The organism is Blautia sp. HCP3S3_D9 (assembly GCF_052063845.1).
In the GTDB taxonomy this organism is placed as follows: Bacteria; Bacillota; Clostridia; order Lachnospirales; family Lachnospiraceae; genus Blautia_A.
This window is the reverse complement of the sequence record NZ_JBQHWS010000001.1, coordinates 18,654-35,476: the sequence shown is the minus strand read 5'-3', so window position 1 is coordinate 35,476 and position 16,823 is coordinate 18,654. Positions and strand designations below refer to the sequence as shown.

Here is a 16,823-nt window from a genome sequence, read left to right as displayed (position 1 = left end):
CGGCTGATCAGTCAACGATCAAACCTTCTGCTTCCATTACTTTCACTACTCGATCTACTTTCTCATGGCAGATCTCATCAGTTCCGGCTTCCACCATTACACGGATCAGTGGTTCTGTACCACTCTCGCGTACAAGAATACGTCCGTCAGTTCCAAGTTCTTTTGCCACCTCTTTTACAATTGCGACAACCTTCGAATTCTCTCTTGCAGTCTTTTTGTCTGCTACACGGACATTTCTGAGAAGCTGCGGATAAACTTTCATTTCTTTTGCCAGATCACACAGAGTTGCTTTCTTCTCCACGCATGCTTCCATGACCATCAGAGAAGTCAGTATTCCGTCACCTGTTGCAGCATAACGGCTGAAAATGATGTGTCCAGACTGCTCGCCGCCCAGGCTGTAATCATTCTCCATCATATTCTCAGCTACATATTTGTCACCAACTGCGGTCTGCTCATATTTCATGCTTTCTCTTTCCAGAGATTTGTACAAACCAAGATTAGACATAACAGTAGTTACCACTGTATCTCCTTTTAATCTGCCCTGCTCTTTGAGATATTTTCCACATACATACATGATCTTATCGCCGTCAACCACATTTCCCTTATGATCTACGGCAATACAGCGGTCAGCATCGCCATCATATGCAAAGCCGATATCCAGTCCATTATCTACCACATATTTCTGCAGAACTTCAATATGTGTAGAGCCACAGTTTGTATTGATATTGGTTCCATCCGGCTGATTGTTGATCACATAAGTCTTTGCCTGAAGTGCATCAAATACGCTCTTTGCAATTGCTGAAGAGCTTCCGTTTGCACAGTCAAGACCAACTTTCAGACCTTTGAAATCACGGCTTGGAATAGAAATCAGATGTCCGATATAACGGTTTCTTCCTGATGCAAAGTCTACGGTACGTCCAATATCTTCCTTGGTTGCCAGAGGAAGATCCTCGATCAGGCCATCCAGATATGCTTCGATTCTTGTTTCTACTTCTGCTTCAATCTTCTGTCCATTGCCGTTCAGAAGCTTGATACCGTTATCATAGAATGGATTATGACTTGCAGAAATCATGATTCCACAGTCAAAATCCTCTGTGCGTACTGCATAGGAAACGCTCGGAGTTGTAGTCACATGAAGAAGATATGCATCAGCACCGGACGCAGTCAGGCCTGCAACAAGTGCATACTCAAACATATAGCTGCTTCTTCTTGTATCTTTTCCGATGACGATTTTGGCCTTATGCTCTCTTCCGTAATACCAGCCAACATAACGTCCTACTTTAAATGCATGATCTACTGTCAGTTTTACATTAGCTTCTCCACGAAATCCATCTGTTCCAAAATATTTTCCCATAATAGCTCTCCTTTACTCACACTGCTGTCTGTATCTTATTCGATCGTCTGTCTGTCAATTACTCCCGAAATTATTTATAAAGTCCCTGCGGATATACTCCTGCATCTGTGAGATCCTTAAATGCGTTCATTACTGTTTCTTTATCTTCCTGGTAAGTTACACCAAACCATGTATCCTTTGTCTCCAGAACATCTACTTTTGCACTTCCGTTCTTAATCAGACGATCTACCAGCTCTGGAAGAAGATACTCTTTCTTGATCTCATCCGGTGTCAGACCGCCAAGAAATTCCACAAATCCCTTCTCAAGGATCTCCATGAAATCCGGTGTCAGTCCCCACATATTCATGGAAACCAGGTCCTTTACATCCAGCGCTTTCACATTTCCGTCAGTTCTTGACTCAGCGCCGGCCGCAGTTTTAAATATATCATGTGTCTCTGTTACACCTGTAAGCTGTCCATTCTCAATATTGCAGATACCTCTTGTAACACTTCCATTATCGCTTAATGTATTTCCCAGTCGGAATCCTGCCATGCAAATATGAATCTTGCCATCTTTTGGCTGTTCCTGGATCAGGTAGTCATGTACTTTTACATAAGCTTCTTTTCCATAGTAATCATCTGCATTGATAACGATAAACGGCTCATCCAGAACTTTCTTTGCAGCAAGTACTGCCTGGCCAGTTCCCCATGGTTTTGTACGGTCTGCAGGTTTGGTAAAGCCTTCCGGCAGATCATCCAGTTCCTGGAAGACATATTCTACTTCTGTGATCTTCTCAATGCGCTCTCCGATCACTTTGCGGAATTCCTCTTCCAGATCCTTACGAATGATAAACACAACCTTGTTAAATCCTGCTTCCAGAGCATCATGGATAGAATAGTCCATAATAATCTCACCGCACGGTCCTACCGGTGCAAGCTGCTTAATCCCTTTTCCAAAACGGCTTCCGATTCCTGCTGCCATAATTACAAGTGCTGTTTTCTGCATAAATATTTTCCTCCTGTTTTCCTTCTCCTATTCTCATGCTTTTTCAGCTGTTTCCTATTCCTTCTTACATCTGCCGGTTCTCCCAGCCCGTCAGTATGCTGTCTTATTCCTCATCCTGCAGATTGCTCAGTTTCGCTGCCTGATCTGCTGCGATCAGACTGTCAATGATCTCATCCAGATCACCGTTTAAGATATTCTCAAGTCTGTGCAGTGTCAGTTTGATTCTATGGTCTGTCACACGTCCCTGCGGGAAGTTATAAGTTCTGATCTTCTCAGAACGGTCCCCTGTTCCGATCTGGCTTCTTCTTGCTTCTGCTTCTGCATCATGCTGCTTTGCAAGCTCCATCTCATACAGACGGGAACGCAGGACTTTCAATGCTTTATCCTTATTCTTAAGCTGTGACTTCTCATCCTGACATGAAATAACGATTCCTGTAGGGATATGAGTCAGACGTACCGCAGAGTCGGTTGTATTGACACACTGTCCACCATTACCAGACGCACGGAATACATCAAACTTACAGTCGTTCATATCCAGATGGAAATCAATCTCCTCTGCTTCCGGCATAATGGCAACAGTACAGGTAGATGTATGAATACGTCCGCCGGATTCTGTCTCCGGAACTCGCTGTACACGATGTACACCACTCTCATATTTCAGTCTGGAATAAGCACCGGCACCTGTGATCATGAAAGTAACTTCCTTGAAACCGCCGATACCATTCTCATTAAGACTCATCATCTCTGTTTTCCAGCGGCGGGATTCTGCATATTTTACATACATGCGGTAAATCTCTGCTGCAAAAAGAGCTGCCTCATCTCCACCTGCACCTGCACGGATTTCAACGATAACGTTCTTATTATCATTCGGGTCCTTAGGCAGAAGAAGGATTTTAAGCTCATGCTCCAGTTCCTCTACATTCTTCTTCGCGTCAGCTAACTCTTCCTTAAGCATCTCGCGCATATCTTCATCTTTCTCTTCCTCAAGCATAGAAAGACTGTCCTGAATAGTCTCTTTATTCTTCTTATACTCACGGTAAGCATCTACGATTGGCTGCAGATCACTCTGTTCCTTCATCAGCTTCTGAAAATGCTCCTGATTGTCTGTAACACCAGGCTCTCCAAGCTCATTGAGCACTTCCTCAAAGCGAATGAGCAGATCGTCTAATTTATCAAACATGTTTCTCCTCCTGTAAATTCTTTCGTCCAAGGACTACCCGGTCTAGTCCGGCGAGGTCCTGTCTTATCTCAATATTCTCAAATCCTTCTTTTTGCAAAAGGCCTGCCACATCTTCTCCCTGACTGCATCCGATTTCATATATAAGCCAGCCACCTGGAACCAGATAGTTCTTTGCCTGTTTTGTGATAGCCCTGTAGAAATAAAGGCCGTCTTCCATGCCGTCCAGTGCCATTCGCGGATCGTGAAGTCTCACTTCATCCATAAGTTCCTCGATCTCCGCTGTTGGAATATATGGCGGATTTGAAATAATCATATCATAAGCAGTGCTATGATTTCCATTACTATTTTTATGTTCTGTATCTTTTCTGTTACTTTCTGTTGATGTAATACCAGATCCTGTAAAATATCCCGCAGAAAACAGGTTACTTTTTATAAATTCTGCCCTGCTATCCACTTCCAGTGTCCGTGCATTCTTTCCTGCTACTTCCAGTGCTTTTTCCGACAGATCCACACCTGTTCCGTACGCACTCGGAATCTCTTTCAGCAGGCTGATCAAGATACATCCGGATCCGGTACACATATCCAGTATATACAGTCCTTTCTCAGATTCTTCTGATTTTGCTGTTTTCATACATTCCAGCGCGGATTCCACCAGGGTTTCTGTGTCCTGTCTCGGTACCAGCACGTTCTCATCTACATAAAATTCATATCCCATAAAAAAAGCCTGATGCGTGAGATGCTGCAGCGGTATGTGCTCAGCACGTCTGCCGATCAGTTCAAGATACCGGTCAGAGACACTTTCTGTAACACATTCTTCTCCGTGTGCAAAATAATACGCCCGGCTTTTTCCTGTGGTATATTCCAGAAGGAGCCAGGCATCCAGCCCGGCTTCCTCAATCCCTGCCTGCGCAAGGATATTCTGTCCTTTTTTTAATAATCCTGTCAGAGTTTCTCCGTTCATGGAGTTACACCTTTCTATTCTTGCTTAATACAAACAACAGTCTGTTTTTTCAAAATATCCAGTAAATATTTGCAATCCGTTTCAATACTTACTCAGAACCGAATATCTGAATTTTATCTTCCTACTGATCATTCAGCATTTACAGAAGTTGTGTTCTCAGATGCTTCCGTTTCCTCAGCAGGTGGAACTTCAACCCCAAATTCTTCTTTCAGATAAGCTCTCCAGTCAAAGACTGCTTCCACAGCCTTGATAGCAACTTCTGCCATATCTGCTGTCGGTTCCTTAGTGGTCAGCTTCTGCATTGCCAGACCTGGTTTACTGAAGAAATCAGCAATCTTACTGTCAGATCTGCCTGCCCACTGGATGATTTCAAAGGAAATTCCGGCTACAACCGGCACCATAAGAAGTCTTCCGAACAGTCTCACCCAATAGCCCGGAACCAGTACAAAAATAAAATGCAGGAAAATGCTGACCAGCATAACCAGAAACAGGAAACTTGTTCCACAACGCTTATGCTGTCTGGAACTTGCCAGAACATTCTCTACCGTAAGCGGCAGCCCATGCTCTACACAGTTAATGCATTTATGTTCTGCCCCATGGTACATGAATGTTCTCTGAATATCCTTCATTCTGGAGATCAGAAGCATATATCCCATAAATAATGCAAGTTTCACAAATGCCTCTACTATTGTAACTACAAATTCAGAAGCCCCTACTTTTCTGCAAAGACTTGCAAGTGCATACGGAAGCAACATGAAAGCGGCAATAGACACTACAATAGAAATTGCAACTGTGACATACAGCAGCCATTTGAACTGTTTGTCCTCTTTTGCCTTCTTTGCCTTACGCTCTTCCTCAGAAAGTGCGGCATTCTTTTCTGCTTCCTCTTCATCCTCCTCGTCTCCTGCGATCTCAGCAGAATACATCAGGCACTTCGTACCCACTACCAGAGAATCTACGAAACTGACTACCCCACGGATCAGAGGGTACTTAAGAAATTTTGCATTTCCAAACGTACATTTGTAGTCTTCTACTTTTAATTCAATCCCATTGTCCGGCCTGCGGACGGCAATGGAATACTTGTCTTTGTGGCGCATCATAATGCCTTCCATTACAGCCTGGCCGCCGATATTTGATGATCTCATTCTTTTCTCCTACGGAAAATATTAATTCCTGTTTTATTCTCCATAAAACAAGAAAGGTTGAGATTTCCCAACCTCAACCTTCTCACATTTTACTATATTCTGATTATTTCAGGCCGTATTTCTTGTTGAACTTATCGATACGTCCACGAGCCTGAGCTGCTTTCTGCTGACCTGTATAGAATGGATGACATTTAGAGCAGATTTCTACGTGGATGTCCTGTTTTGTAGATCCTGTTACGAATGTGTTTCCACAGTTGCAGGTTACAGTTGCCTGATAATAATTAGGATGGATTCCTTCTCTCATGATTTTCACCTCTCTGTAAAGATTCTATTATCTATTCGTATTCATTTGACGAATTTACTATTAAACAGCTTTATGAGTATAACATATTATCCCTGGGAATGCAAGTTTTTTTAAAATTTATTTTAACAAATTTTAAAAATTAAGTTACTGAGAACGGAATGAACAGTAACCTAATTTTTCTCCATTATTTTCAGAAAAATTTCTGTTTTTTTACAGTCTGTACAAATTCTTCATTATTTCTGGTTCGTGCAAACATATTCAGGATCTGTTCTACTGCATCCTCAGACTTCATTCCATTGAGCGCTTTACGCATATTGTAGACCGCTTCCTGCTCCTCTTTATTCAGCAGCAGATCTTCCCTTCTGGTACCTGATTTCTGGATATCAATCGCCGGGAATACACGTTTCTCCTGAAGTTTACGGTCCAGAACCAGTTCCATATTACCGGTTCCCTTAAATTCCTCATAGATAACATCATCCATCTTACTTCCTGTATCTACAAGTGCAGTTGCAAGAATGGTAAGGCTGCCGCCCTCCCTCATATTTCTGGCCGCACCAAAGAATCTCTTCGGCATATGAAGGGCTGCCGGATCCAGACCACCGGAAAGAGTTCTGCCGCTTGGCGGAATGATCAGATTGTACGCTCTTGCCAGTCTTGTGATAGAATCAAGCAGAATTGTAACGTCTTTCTTGTGCTCAACCAGACGACGTGCACGTTCTACAACCATCTCAGATACACGTTTATGATGTTCCGGAAGCTCATCAAAAGTAGAATAAATAACTTCTACGTTATCACCGCAGATAGCTTCCTTAATATCTGTAACTTCCTCCGGACGTTCATCGATCAGAAGGATGATCAGATGCATGTCCGGATTGTTTCTGAGAATGGATTTCGCAACATCTTTTAACAAAGTGGTCTTACCTGCTTTCGGAGGAGATACGATCATACCTCTCTGTCCCTTACCGATCGGGCTGATCAGATCCACGATTCTCATGGCTACTGTACCGCCAGGTCTCTCCATCTTCAGTCTCTCATTTGGAAAGATTGGAGTCATATCCTCGAAATTGTATCGTTTCTGTCCTTCGCTTGGATGGAATCCGTTGATCGAAGTCACATATAAAAGGGCACTGAATTTCTCTCCCTGTGTCTTGATGCGGATATTTCCTTTAATGATATCTCCTGTTTTCAGATTAAATCTGCGGATCTGCGACGGTGACACATAAATATCATTCTCTCCCGGCAGATAGTTCTCGCAGCGAATGAAACCGTATCCATCCGGAAGCACCTCCAGGATTCCATCTGCACGTTCTCCACTGTCAAGCTGCTGTACAGTCTCTGCAGGTGCATGATACTGCGGTCTCTCCTGTGTTCTGTCTGCCTGATAGTCCTGTACTCTGTCCTGCATGTTTTCTGTCTGATGCTCCTGATTTCTGTCCTGTACATGCTCCATCTGGCGTTCCTGACTTCTGTCCTGTACCCGCTCTGCCTGGCGCTCCTGACTTCTGTCTTGTGTTCGCTCTGTCTGGCGCTCCTGTCCTCTGCCATATTGCTGTGGTCTGTTATATTTCAGTGGTCTTCCGTACTGTCTTGGTCTCTCTGCCGCACTCTCCTGTGCTCTCTCAGCTACAGCTCCCTGCACATTCTCCTGTGGCTTCTCTGCTGCATTTCCCCATACCTCTTCCTGTGGTTTTCCCTGTACGGTTTCCTGCGCTTTTGAAGTATTTTCCAGTTCATCTTCGCGAAGCATTCTCTCGATCAATTCCGGTTTTCTTAATGTCGAAATCCCTTTTAATCCTCTGGCCTTTGCCAAATCTTTTAAAGTTGCCAGTGATAATGATTCATACTTTTCTCTCATAAAATAATCCTCTGCTCTTCATCAATTAATAGTCACAATTATTTTGATTTTCGTTTTTTCAACTTCTTATGTATCTGACTGATTTCTCTATAATGTTTATTTCGTTCTTCTTCTATAACTGTTCATGGGATAATCTGTCCGAAACGACATGAATAGTTACTGCTCACTCCATTCCCAGCAACACACTTCGCGGGATATTACCAGTGAATAGTAACCATGAATATCTAATTATATTTAGTATCCGTGGGACATCGGCTGTCCTGTAGTTCTTTTCTATATTAACATATTTCCTGTAATATTGCCAATACTATATTATTCCAAAATAGTTTTGTTGGCAAGCTCTTTCATCCGACACAAATCGCCGCTGTCTATAATACAAGAATCCAGAGACATCTGCCTCTGGATCCTTATGTTATATGGTATAAAGTTTATTAAGGAAATTCTTATTTACCTGTCTTATTTCCAAACCACGCTGTATGTCTTCTGCACTTTCGCAATGCGGTCATCTGTGAACTTGGAAACAGCTTCCTGTACTGCTGCATAAGTCTTAGGTCTTGCAGATTTCAGGGCTGCAGGATTCAATGTATATTCCTTGAAGGACTCTGCAAAGTACTCTGAGCTGTTCTGTGTAACGTAAGATTTGTTATATGCTGTATACAGAGCTTTCTCCTGTGCGAAAATCGCCTTGAATGCAGCTGTCTGATCTGTATTTCCGGAAATAAATGCTACAAAATGTCCTAACTCATGATAAATAGTATCATCTAATTTTCTAAGTGTGATCTTTCTGTTGCGAGTATCATAATATCCGGAATAAGAAACAGACGGATCTACCACTGCTGTAAATCCAAGTGTTCTGTATGCAGTAAGTACACGACTGTCTGCTTTTGATGCATACTGTCCAACATCGATTGTGCCCTTCACAGAACTGGAAGTTGAAGTTGATACTGCAGTTGTTGTGTCGGTTTTAGCAGTTGTAGTAGTTGTTACTGTTGTTGTTGCATTTGTGGTAACAACTTTTACCTTAGATTTCTTTGTATACTTCTCTGTAACATTCTTTACAACTGTTGTCTGAGTTACAACTGTAGCATTTGATGTCTCAGCTGTCTTCTTAGATGTTGTAGATGTTGCCGGAAGAGCCTTTGTATAAGTCTTGGTTGCGGCTTTCTTCATGGTAACTTTCTTGGTTGAAGTACTCTTGCTTGTTTTGGTGTTTACTTTCGGCTGGGATGCGAGAGGTGTTTCCTCTTCCTCAATGGTAGTCTCCATTACCGGATCCGTGTATGACGGCAGTTCCGGAATCTGATTCTGCTGTACCACAGCCGTACCACCTACTGCTACTGCAAGAACTACTGCTGTAATCCCTGCTGCTACTTTTCTTTTCTTTAATAATTCGACTATTCTCTTCTTCATAATCTTATACACATCCTTTCTGATTATGCTCCTACATGAAATGCGTTCTAAAAATACAAAAACCGCTTATATAACTATAAACGGTCGCCACAAAATCAGCTGACAGACATCAGCTTTCATCATATTCTCTGAAATCGCATCACAAAATAGGATTTAAATGCGGCAACCGGCTGTCATAGTCTTCTTACGACCTTAGACCCTTGGCTTTGCGTCCCTGCTTTTCAACAGGTTTGCCTTTATTATAGTATATGCTTTTTTTCTTTGTTTTGTCAAGGTTTCTTACAGAAATATTAAATATTTCCACCATCTTTTTACATAAATCTCATTTTTCTTTTCCTGTAAATCTGCTATACTGATATAAGACAAATGCATCTGTTTAGTACTTTGACTCACATGTCCTGGATTTCTAATATTTCCATGTCAAAACGGCTCATAAAGCCACAGATTACTGAACAGCTTTTAACCAACTTCATACGATAAAAAAGGAGAAAATAAATGCGGATTTTTCGTATCCGCCCCATTATTGCACTGATCCTGATTCCAGTCCTGCTGCTTTCCGGATGTGGTTCTTCGGCAGGTAATTCCTCCGAACCGCCTGTTTATTCCCCGCTTCAGGTACTCGTACCCGAATCTCCGGGAAAAGAAACACTGGGCGCATCCCCGCTGATCCTGGACATTTCTAATAAAGAGCAGGGATATCTCACCGCAGTCTCTGATTCCCAAGACCTGAAAATGAATGTGCAGCTTACTGCCGAAGACGGCGTTATTTATTCCTATTTTATAGATCCCGGAGAAAGCGCTGTCATTCCTTTTTCCAGCGGGAGCGGTACCTACCAGGTCTGCTGTTATCAGCAGATTGACGGTTCCCAGTACGCCGCCCTGTTCGCAGATACCCTGGATATCAGTTTAAAGAATGAGTTTCTGCCATTTCTTTATCCAAATCAGTACGTGAATTTCACACCGGACTCAGAATCCAGTAAACTGGCACTTCCCATTGTTTCCGAAGATACCTCGGATGTGGACGCCCTTCAGGCCATCTACAATTACGTAGTCGAGAACCTTACCTATGATTATGATCTGGCTGACACAGTAGAATCCGGCTACATTCCTGATGTCGATGCAACTTTGCAGTCCAAAAAAGGAATCTGCTTTGACTATGCAGCCCTGACAACCGCCATGCTCCGTGCACGCGACATCCCCTGCAAGCTTCAGATCGGATACGCCGGCACAGTTAAACATGCCTGGATCAATGTCTATATCCGCTCAAAAGGATGGGTAGATAAGGCCGTCGAGTTCAGCGGTGATTCCTGGTCACGTATGGACCCGACCTTCGATTCCAACAGCCAGGATGCGGAAACCATTCAGCAATATATAGGGGACGATGACAATTACAGCGTACAGTTTACCCGTTAATATACCAGCAAGATCAATCAGATATTCGCAATTGAAGCAATGAACTTACCAGTTTTGGTTCAGCAGCTCCACTGCAATGCAATTCTGTTCGGATATCAGACTGTCAACACCCGAATATAACACCAGAATATAATTTTCATACAGACTGTTCGTGCGCACCACGCCATGTACAGTCTGACAAACATTCAGGAGGCATTTATGCGTCAAAAAAACAAACTAACCAATGAGGAACTCTTTCATTTCTGTGAGCAGTTTTCCATCCTTCTTCACTCCGGTATTTCCTGCGCTGAAGGATTACAGCTGATGCTGGATGACAGTCATACACAAAATGGAAAAGATTTCTACCAGCTTTTGCTGACAGATTTCGAACAGAACGGTTCCTTCGCTCAAACCTTAAAAAACTCCGGGTACTTCCCGGAATCTATGATCTCTTATGTAAATATCGGAGAAGAAACCGGATGCCTGGATGAAGTCCTCAAAAGCCTTTCCGACCATTACGAACAGGAACTGGAAATTTCCGGAAACATCCGAAGTGCTGTCACCTATCCTCTGCTTATGCTTGCAATGATGGGGGCAGTCATCATAATCCTTCTGGTAAAAGTCCTTCCGGTTTTCCGTCAGGTCTTTCAACAGATGGGACTGGAAATGAACCAATTCTCAAACGGACTCCTTAACGCAGGAAATGTGATCAGCCGTTATTCTGCTGTACTGCTTATCCTTGTACTGGTGATCATTATTGGATTCTCTGCACTCTTTTTCACAGAAAAAGGCCGCATTTATCTGCATCAGCTCTCCGGCAGGCTTCCTTATATAAAGGAAATCTCTATTTCCGCAGACTATGCACGTCTGACACAGGCAATCGCCATGGGAATTCACAGCGGAATGGACCATATCATCACACTGGAAATGGCACAGAATCTCCTTTCCCGTCCGGATATCAAAGAGAAAACGAAAAAAGCATGCGATCTTCTGACAGAAGGAATGCTTTTTGAAGATGCACTTTCTGAATCAGGACTCTTCGAAGGGCTGAACGCCCGCCTGATCATCGTCGGACTGCGTGCAGGTGCAGCAGATGAAGTCATGAACAAACTGGCTCAGAGATACCGTGAGGCGTCTCTGACTGTAACCGGAAACATCATTTCCATTGTAGAGCCATCAATTGTAATCGTGTTCTCCCTTCTGGTAGGACTGGTTCTTTTCTCAGTTATGATGCCTCTGCTTGGAATCCTTTCTGAAATTGTGTAAGTTAACTGATATGAAGCAACCTTTATCAGAAATTATACAAGATCACCATTACCAATTTGCTTATAAGCTGATTTTATCCATTCAATCAGAAATTGTGCGAGGTAATTACCATGAATTTATTTGAAACACGATGCATGCGGTTTAACCGGAAATTCCGCGATTTTCTCCCGGTTATTATCCTTGCCGCACTCTGCCTCATTTTTTATGTGGGGATTTCCTATGCAGGCAGAGAAACCATCACACAGGAGCAGACTTCTCTGCGTCAGGCACTGGAACAGGGTGCCATCCGGACCTACGCACTGACCGGACATTACCCACAGAGTCTGGATGAATTGCTGCAGGATTACAACATTTCCTACGATGCCGATAAATTTGTTGTTGAATATGTGCCTAACGGCTCCAACCTTCTTCCTTCTGTCAGCGTACTGGTACTGTCATCCGGGAAAGGAGGATTGTCATGAACTCCTCCAACAGCCGCAAACACCCCATCGACAATATTTTTACAGTTGTACTGCTAGGATTTTTTCTAATTTTCCTGCTTCTCATGATTCTTTTTTCTACACAGGCATACCGCACCGCAGTTGCAGGAAACCAGGAAAATAACAACCTGTATACCGCATCTGCTTACATAACCGCAAAGTTTCGCCAGCATGACAGCGACCAGACAATTTCCACAGACACTGTGGATGGTTCCCCTGCCTTTTGTATGACTGATACTGTAAATGGCCAGCAATACATTACCTATATTTATCTGAAAGACCATCACCTGAAAGAACTTTTCACTGCTGCCGGAAATACTCCCTCTGCCCAGATGGGTACAAATATCGCAGAACTGAATGATTTTCAGGTACAGCAGGAAACATCTGATTTTTACCGCATTACACTGAAAGATCCGGACGGAAATACAAGCAGTCTGCTGTTGCATTCCGGTCTCGGTTCCTAGAATATGGAGAATTTATCAATGCAAAAATTAACTACACATTCTAAATCAAGCCTGTTTTTGATGGAAATGATCCTTTCTATTCTGATCCTGGCACTCACCTGTACTGCCTGTATCAGAATCTTTGCAGTTGCAAAAACTCAGCGGACCAAAGCCCGGGAACTTAATCATATCCAGGAGTTGACAACTTCCGCCGGAGAAGTTCTGGAGGGATGGGATGGACAGATTTCCTCTTTTTCCAGAATTTTCGGAGAACCGGGTAACTCTACAGACAATCTTCTACATTATTACTACGACAGCAACTGGAACGGCTGTACAGAGTCTTCTGCCAGATACATCATGAACATTCAGCTAAATACTTCCGAAACAGAAAAAACAGTGGATATCAGCTTCTATGATGCACAGCAGAACTGTCTGTATCAGCTGTCCACTGCATTTCCTGATGACAGCAGAAAGGATGTTACCAGTAAACAGTAACGAAAGGATGACCACTTATGAATAAAAAAAGAAGTTCTTTTCTATCAATTGGAATCCCTTCCATGTGTACGATCTTCGCAGTACTCTGTCTGGTAATCCTGGCACTCCTGACACTTGGAACCTCCAGACAGGATCTGCAGACCAGCCGCTTAACCCTCGACCAGACCACTGCTTATTACACTGCCTGTCGGAACGCCACCAACGAATATCATGAACTGACTGCCTATGCGCAGGAAGCATTTACCTGCAGCAAAGATCAGACTGCCTTCAATAAGAAAATGTCCTCCATTACCGTACAGTATCCTGACGCTGCATGGAATCAGACAGAACAGATTTTATCATTCACCGTTAAATGCACAGATGAACAATCTCTTTCTATAGAAATCAGTATTCCTTATGCGGCCGGCCAGTCTGACCTCACACCTGAGATCCTTACCTGGAAGACCATCACTACAGCAGACTGGAATCCAGATACCAGACAACCCGTTTATAAAGGAGATACCAAATGACAGAACAATCTATACCTGAATACTTATCCTATGCAACCACCAACCATGCATCTGACATTTTTATCATCGCCGGCCGCCCGCTTTCCTTTAAAATTGACGGTAAACTTTCTACATATGGAGAACGGATGATGCCTGCAGATACGGAAAGTTTCCTGCGCCAGATCTACCATATGGCAAATGACCGAAATTTTGACAGTTTTCTGGAAACAGGAGATGATGACTTCTCATTCTCCATCCCGGGTCTGTCCCGTTTTCGTGTCAATACTTATCGCCAGCGTGGTTCCCTGGCTGCAGTTATCCGTGTGATCGCATTCGAACTTCCTGACCCGGATGTACTGAACATCCCTGAGGATGTCATGTCAGCAGCTGATTTTACCAAAGGCATGGTTCTTGTCACAGGTCCTGCCGGAAGCGGTAAATCTACTACCATGGCCTGTATCGTTGACCGTATCAATCACTCCCGTGAAGGTCATATCATTACCCTTGAAGATCCGCTGGAATACCTGCACAGGCATGACAAATGTATTGTCAGCCAGCGAGAAATCTGCACGGATACCGAGAGCTATCTTGTTTCCCTGCGTGCCACTCTCCGCCAGAGTCCTGACGTTATCCTTCTTGGAGAAATGCGTGATTATGAAACTATCCAGACTGCCATGACTGCCGCAGAAACCGGCCATCTCGTACTGTCCAGTCTTCATACCACAGGTGCCGCCAATACCATCGGACGTATCGTGGATGTGTTCGAACCCACACAGCAGAGGCAGGTTTCCATTCAGTTATCCATGGTGCTGCAGGCAGTTATCTCTCAGCAGCTGATTCCGGATGTTAACGGACATACCATTCCGGTCTTCGAAGTGATGCGTCTGAATCCTGCAATCCGAAACATGATCCGTGATAATAAAGTTCACCAGATTGATGGTGTGATCGCATCTTCTGCACATGAACATATGCGTTCTATGGACCAGAGCCTCCTGGAACTCTACAAACAGCGAAAAATCACAAAAGAAACCGCATTGAAGTTTGCCTCCAATGCAGATATGTTAAAGCGAAAATTATAGCAATCCTCGTAAATAATGCATTTAAGACAGTTCAGCAGAGTGCGAAAGACAAGGAAGATATCTGACGCAGGATTTCACACTCTGATGGGCTGGATTAAGATGCATTATTTTAGAGGATTGCTATAATATAACTATTCTTTTTCATCATTCTTCTCAATGGTATACGCCTGCCCGGACCACTTTTATATAACAGAAGATTTCATAAGTTTTTCGTTGTATCAAAAAAACAGTTCAACTGTCTTTGATATCCGTATATACGGATATCTCACACATTTGAACTGCTTTTTTTCGCTGTACCAGCATCCCCTCTGGTTTCCCCGTCATTCTTATTTCTTCTCGCATTGGAAACAAAGACTCTGCTTATTACTCTTCACGATCAAAGCAAAGAATTGCCCAATCCGGTCAGTGTACCAGGTTTCCCACTAATCCATAAGAAACAACATACATGATCACAGTTGCCATAATAATCCCACAAAGAATTGCCAGGGATGATTTCTTAATATCAATCTCGAGCAGAGATGCAATCAGAGATCCGGTCCAGGCTCCTGTTCCCGGAAGAGGAATCCCCACAAACAGCATCAGACCCCAGAACTCATATTTCTTCACCTGATCACTCTTACTCATCGCCCGGTTCTCCATTTTAATGACCAGTCCTCTGAAAAGCTTTGTTTTCTTTAATACCTTAAATATCTGTCTGATAAACAGCAAAATAAACGGAATCGGAATAATATTTCCAATAATACACAGCGGAATCGCTTTCGCAGCGGAAATCTTCAGCAGAGAAGCAGCAAGCAGTCCTCCTCGAAGTTCCAGCAGCGGAATCATGGAAATAAAGAATACCGCTCCCTCCGGTGAAATGTATTGTGACAGGTTCTGCGAGAACCAATGTACCAGTGCCTCCATAAAGCCTCCTAAATTTTATTTCAGATAATCTTTCAGAAAGTCAATAAACTTCTGCATTTCTTCTTTTGTTCCAATCGTAATACGAAGGAAATTGTCAATCCTGTCTTTCGGGAAGTAGCGCACATAGATATGCTGCTCTCTCAGTGCCTCGAAAAGCTCTGCTGCCGGACAGGTCTTATGAGTAGCAAAGATAAAGTTAGATTTGGAATCCTGGAAAGAGAATCCCAGTGCCGTCAGTTCTTTCTTTGTCCATTCTCTTGTCTCTATGATCTTATTACATGTCTCCTCAAAGTATGCCTGATCCTCCACAGCAGCCACGCCTGCCGCAAGAGCAGTACGATCCATGGTATAAGAGTTAAAGGAATACTTCACATCATTCAGGAATTTGATCAGCTTCTCATTTCCGCATGCAAAACCAATTCTCATTCCCGCCATAGAGCGTGATTTGGAGAATGTCTGCACAACCAGAAGATTATCATATTTCTCAATCAGCGGCAGTGCTGACTGACCGCCGAAATCTACATATGCTTCATCCACGATCACGATCACTTCCGGATTATGACGGATAATATCCTCTACATCTGCAAGCGGCATCTCCACACCGGTCGGTGCATTCGGATTTGGAAAAACAATCCCACCATTTTCTTTGAAATAGTCTTCCTTCTTTATATGAAAGTTCTCATCCAGCGCCGGTCTCTCATATGGAATACGGAACAGATCTGCCCACACATCATAAAAAGAATAAGTAATGTCTGGAAACAGAACTGGTTTCTCTGAATTAAAGAAAGTCAGAAAGCTCATGGCAAGAACATCATCAGAACCAACTCCAACGAAAACCTGCTCATCTTTCAGACCATAATTCTGTGCAATGGCATGTACCAGATCTCCCGCTGTTGGATCCGGATAAAGTCTCATCGTATCTGTATCCATCCCTTTTAATGCTTTCTCCACTCCAGGTGCCGGAGGATATGGATTCTCGTTTGTATTCAGCTTGATCATATCCGGCTGGTTTGGCTGTTCTCCTGGTGTATATGGTATTACTTTACGGACATTTGCTTCCCATTTACTCATTTGTCTAATTCCT

At 43.2% G+C, this 16,823-nt stretch carries 17 protein-coding genes and 1 riboswitch; of the genes, 7 read left to right on the top strand and 10 right to left on the bottom strand.

What is annotated here, in order from left to right:
• Nucleotides 1-7 precede the first annotated feature (7 nt).
• The 8 genes from glmM to ACTNES_RS00135 form a co-directional block, all read right to left on the bottom strand.
• Nucleotides 8-1,354, bottom strand: a complete 1,347-nt coding sequence (glmM, locus tag ACTNES_RS00170; RefSeq protein ID WP_291809920.1) for a phosphoglucosamine mutase — start codon at nucleotides 1,352-1,354, stop codon at nucleotides 8-10.
• 70 nt (nucleotides 1,355-1,424) lie between these two features.
• Nucleotides 1,425-2,339: a nucleotidyltransferase family protein gene (locus ACTNES_RS00165; protein ID WP_291809918.1), complete on the bottom strand. Its 915-nt coding sequence runs from the start codon at nucleotides 2,337-2,339 to the stop codon at nucleotides 1,425-1,427.
• A gap of 103 nt (nucleotides 2,340-2,442) precedes the next feature.
• Nucleotides 2,443-3,519 (bottom strand): peptide chain release factor 1, encoded by a 1,077-nt coding sequence (gene prfA, locus ACTNES_RS00160; protein WP_216458852.1) that lies wholly within the window; start codon nucleotides 3,517-3,519, stop codon nucleotides 2,443-2,445.
• Nucleotides 3,512-4,480 carry a peptide chain release factor N(5)-glutamine methyltransferase gene (gene prmC / locus ACTNES_RS00155; protein ID WP_291817545.1) on the bottom strand — a complete coding sequence of 323 codons (969 nt, stop codon included), beginning with the start codon at nucleotides 4,478-4,480 and terminating at the stop codon, nucleotides 3,512-3,514. Before prmC ends, prfA begins: the two co-directional genes overlap by 8 nt.
• A gap of 128 nt (nucleotides 4,481-4,608) precedes the next feature.
• Nucleotides 4,609-5,625, bottom strand: coding sequence for a DUF1385 domain-containing protein (locus ACTNES_RS00150; RefSeq protein WP_216458854.1), 1,017 nt, complete (start codon nucleotides 5,623-5,625; stop codon nucleotides 4,609-4,611).
• A gap of 103 nt (nucleotides 5,626-5,728) precedes the next feature.
• Nucleotides 5,729-5,929, bottom strand: coding sequence for a 50S ribosomal protein L31 (gene rpmE / locus ACTNES_RS00145; RefSeq protein WP_118509422.1), 201 nt, complete (start codon nucleotides 5,927-5,929; stop codon nucleotides 5,729-5,731).
• Nucleotides 5,930-6,119: 190 nt separating this feature from the next.
• Nucleotides 6,120-7,784, bottom strand: a complete 1,665-nt coding sequence (gene rho / locus ACTNES_RS00140) for a transcription termination factor Rho (protein WP_441038233.1) — start codon at nucleotides 7,782-7,784, stop codon at nucleotides 6,120-6,122.
• 456 nt (nucleotides 7,785-8,240) lie between these two features.
• A complete protein-coding gene (locus ACTNES_RS00135; RefSeq protein ID WP_291809908.1) occupies nucleotides 8,241-9,194 on the bottom strand; it encodes an anthrax toxin lethal factor-related metalloendopeptidase in 954 nt (317 codons plus the stop codon).
• 158 nt (nucleotides 9,195-9,352) lie between these two features.
• Nucleotides 9,353-9,439, bottom strand: a riboswitch (cyclic di-GMP riboswitch).
• Between the two features lie 250 nt (nucleotides 9,440-9,689).
• Between ACTNES_RS00135 and ACTNES_RS00130 the strand changes: the two genes are divergently transcribed.
• The 7 genes from ACTNES_RS00130 to ACTNES_RS00100 all read left to right on the top strand — a co-directional run bounded on the left by ACTNES_RS00130 (nucleotide 9,690) and on the right by ACTNES_RS00100 (nucleotide 14,836).
• Complete coding sequence (locus ACTNES_RS00130) at nucleotides 9,690-10,607, top strand: transglutaminase-like domain-containing protein (RefSeq protein ID WP_291809905.1); 918 nt, start codon at nucleotides 9,690-9,692, stop codon at nucleotides 10,605-10,607.
• Between the two features lie 198 nt (nucleotides 10,608-10,805).
• The gene (locus ACTNES_RS00125) at nucleotides 10,806-11,852 is read left to right on the top strand and encodes a type II secretion system F family protein (protein WP_441038232.1); all 1,047 of its coding nucleotides are present in this window, start codon (nucleotides 10,806-10,808) and stop codon (nucleotides 11,850-11,852) included.
• A 110-nt stretch (nucleotides 11,853-11,962) separates the two neighbouring features.
• Nucleotides 11,963-12,313 (top strand): hypothetical protein, encoded by a 351-nt coding sequence (locus ACTNES_RS00120; protein WP_216458858.1) that lies wholly within the window; start codon nucleotides 11,963-11,965, stop codon nucleotides 12,311-12,313.
• A complete protein-coding gene (locus tag ACTNES_RS00115; RefSeq protein WP_291809900.1) occupies nucleotides 12,310-12,795 on the top strand; it encodes a DUF4860 domain-containing protein in 486 nt (161 codons plus the stop codon). The genes ACTNES_RS00120 and ACTNES_RS00115 overlap by 4 nt, the downstream gene beginning before the upstream one ends.
• Nucleotides 12,796-12,813: 18 nt before the next feature.
• On the top strand, nucleotides 12,814-13,269 hold the full coding sequence (locus tag ACTNES_RS00110; protein WP_291809897.1) for a hypothetical protein: 456 nt from the start codon (nucleotides 12,814-12,816) through the stop codon (nucleotides 13,267-13,269).
• 17 nt (nucleotides 13,270-13,286) lie between these two features.
• A complete protein-coding gene (locus ACTNES_RS00105) occupies nucleotides 13,287-13,778 on the top strand; it encodes a hypothetical protein (protein ID WP_291809894.1) in 492 nt (163 codons plus the stop codon).
• A complete protein-coding gene (locus ACTNES_RS00100; RefSeq protein ID WP_441038231.1) occupies nucleotides 13,775-14,836 on the top strand; it encodes a type IV pilus twitching motility protein PilT in 1,062 nt (353 codons plus the stop codon). The genes ACTNES_RS00105 and ACTNES_RS00100 overlap by 4 nt, the downstream gene beginning before the upstream one ends.
• A gap of 402 nt (nucleotides 14,837-15,238) precedes the next feature.
• Here the strand turns inward: ACTNES_RS00100 and ACTNES_RS00095 are convergent, their stop codons facing one another.
• A complete protein-coding gene (locus ACTNES_RS00095; RefSeq protein WP_216458863.1) occupies nucleotides 15,239-15,739 on the bottom strand; it encodes a COG2426 family protein in 501 nt (166 codons plus the stop codon).
• Nucleotides 15,740-15,754: 15 nt separating this feature from the next.
• Nucleotides 15,755-16,810 (bottom strand): histidinol-phosphate transaminase, encoded by a 1,056-nt coding sequence (hisC, locus tag ACTNES_RS00090; protein WP_216458864.1) that lies wholly within the window; start codon nucleotides 16,808-16,810, stop codon nucleotides 15,755-15,757.
• Nucleotides 16,811-16,823: the final 13 nt, after the last annotated feature.

Excerpts from the sequence above, each read along its gene's own strand:
- glmM (WP_291809920.1), bottom strand. The coding sequence starts at position 1,354 with ATGGGAAAATATTTTGGAACAGATGGATTTCGTGGAGAAGCTAATGTA.
- ACTNES_RS00165 (WP_291809918.1), bottom strand. The coding sequence starts at position 2,339 with ATGCAGAAAACAGCACTTGTAATTATGGCAGCAGGAATCGGAAGCCGT.
- prfA (WP_216458852.1), bottom strand. The coding sequence starts at position 3,519 with ATGTTTGATAAATTAGACGATCTGCTCATTCGCTTTGAGGAAGTGCTC.
- prmC (WP_291817545.1), bottom strand. The coding sequence starts at position 4,480 with ATGAACGGAGAAACTCTGACAGGATTATTAAAAAAAGGACAGAATATC.
- ACTNES_RS00150 (WP_216458854.1), bottom strand. The coding sequence starts at position 5,625 with ATGAGATCATCAAATATCGGCGGCCAGGCTGTAATGGAAGGCATTATG.
- rpmE (WP_118509422.1), bottom strand. The coding sequence starts at position 5,929 with ATGAGAGAAGGAATCCATCCTAATTATTATCAGGCAACTGTAACCTGC.
- rho (WP_441038233.1), bottom strand. The coding sequence starts at position 7,784 with ATGAGAGAAAAGTATGAATCATTATCACTGGCAACTTTAAAAGATTTG.
- ACTNES_RS00135 (WP_291809908.1), bottom strand. The coding sequence starts at position 9,194 with ATGAAGAAGAGAATAGTCGAATTATTAAAGAAAAGAAAAGTAGCAGCA.
- ACTNES_RS00130 (WP_291809905.1), top strand. The coding sequence starts at position 9,690 with ATGCGGATTTTTCGTATCCGCCCCATTATTGCACTGATCCTGATTCCA.
- ACTNES_RS00125 (WP_441038232.1), top strand. The coding sequence starts at position 10,806 with ATGCGTCAAAAAAACAAACTAACCAATGAGGAACTCTTTCATTTCTGT.
- ACTNES_RS00120 (WP_216458858.1), top strand. The coding sequence starts at position 11,963 with ATGAATTTATTTGAAACACGATGCATGCGGTTTAACCGGAAATTCCGC.
- ACTNES_RS00115 (WP_291809900.1), top strand. The coding sequence starts at position 12,310 with ATGAACTCCTCCAACAGCCGCAAACACCCCATCGACAATATTTTTACA.
- ACTNES_RS00110 (WP_291809897.1), top strand. The coding sequence starts at position 12,814 with ATGCAAAAATTAACTACACATTCTAAATCAAGCCTGTTTTTGATGGAA.
- ACTNES_RS00105 (WP_291809894.1), top strand. The coding sequence starts at position 13,287 with ATGAATAAAAAAAGAAGTTCTTTTCTATCAATTGGAATCCCTTCCATG.
- ACTNES_RS00100 (WP_441038231.1), top strand. The coding sequence starts at position 13,775 with ATGACAGAACAATCTATACCTGAATACTTATCCTATGCAACCACCAAC.
- ACTNES_RS00095 (WP_216458863.1), bottom strand. The coding sequence starts at position 15,739 with ATGGAGGCACTGGTACATTGGTTCTCGCAGAACCTGTCACAATACATT.
- hisC (WP_216458864.1), bottom strand. The coding sequence starts at position 16,810 with ATGAGTAAATGGGAAGCAAATGTCCGTAAAGTAATACCATATACACCA.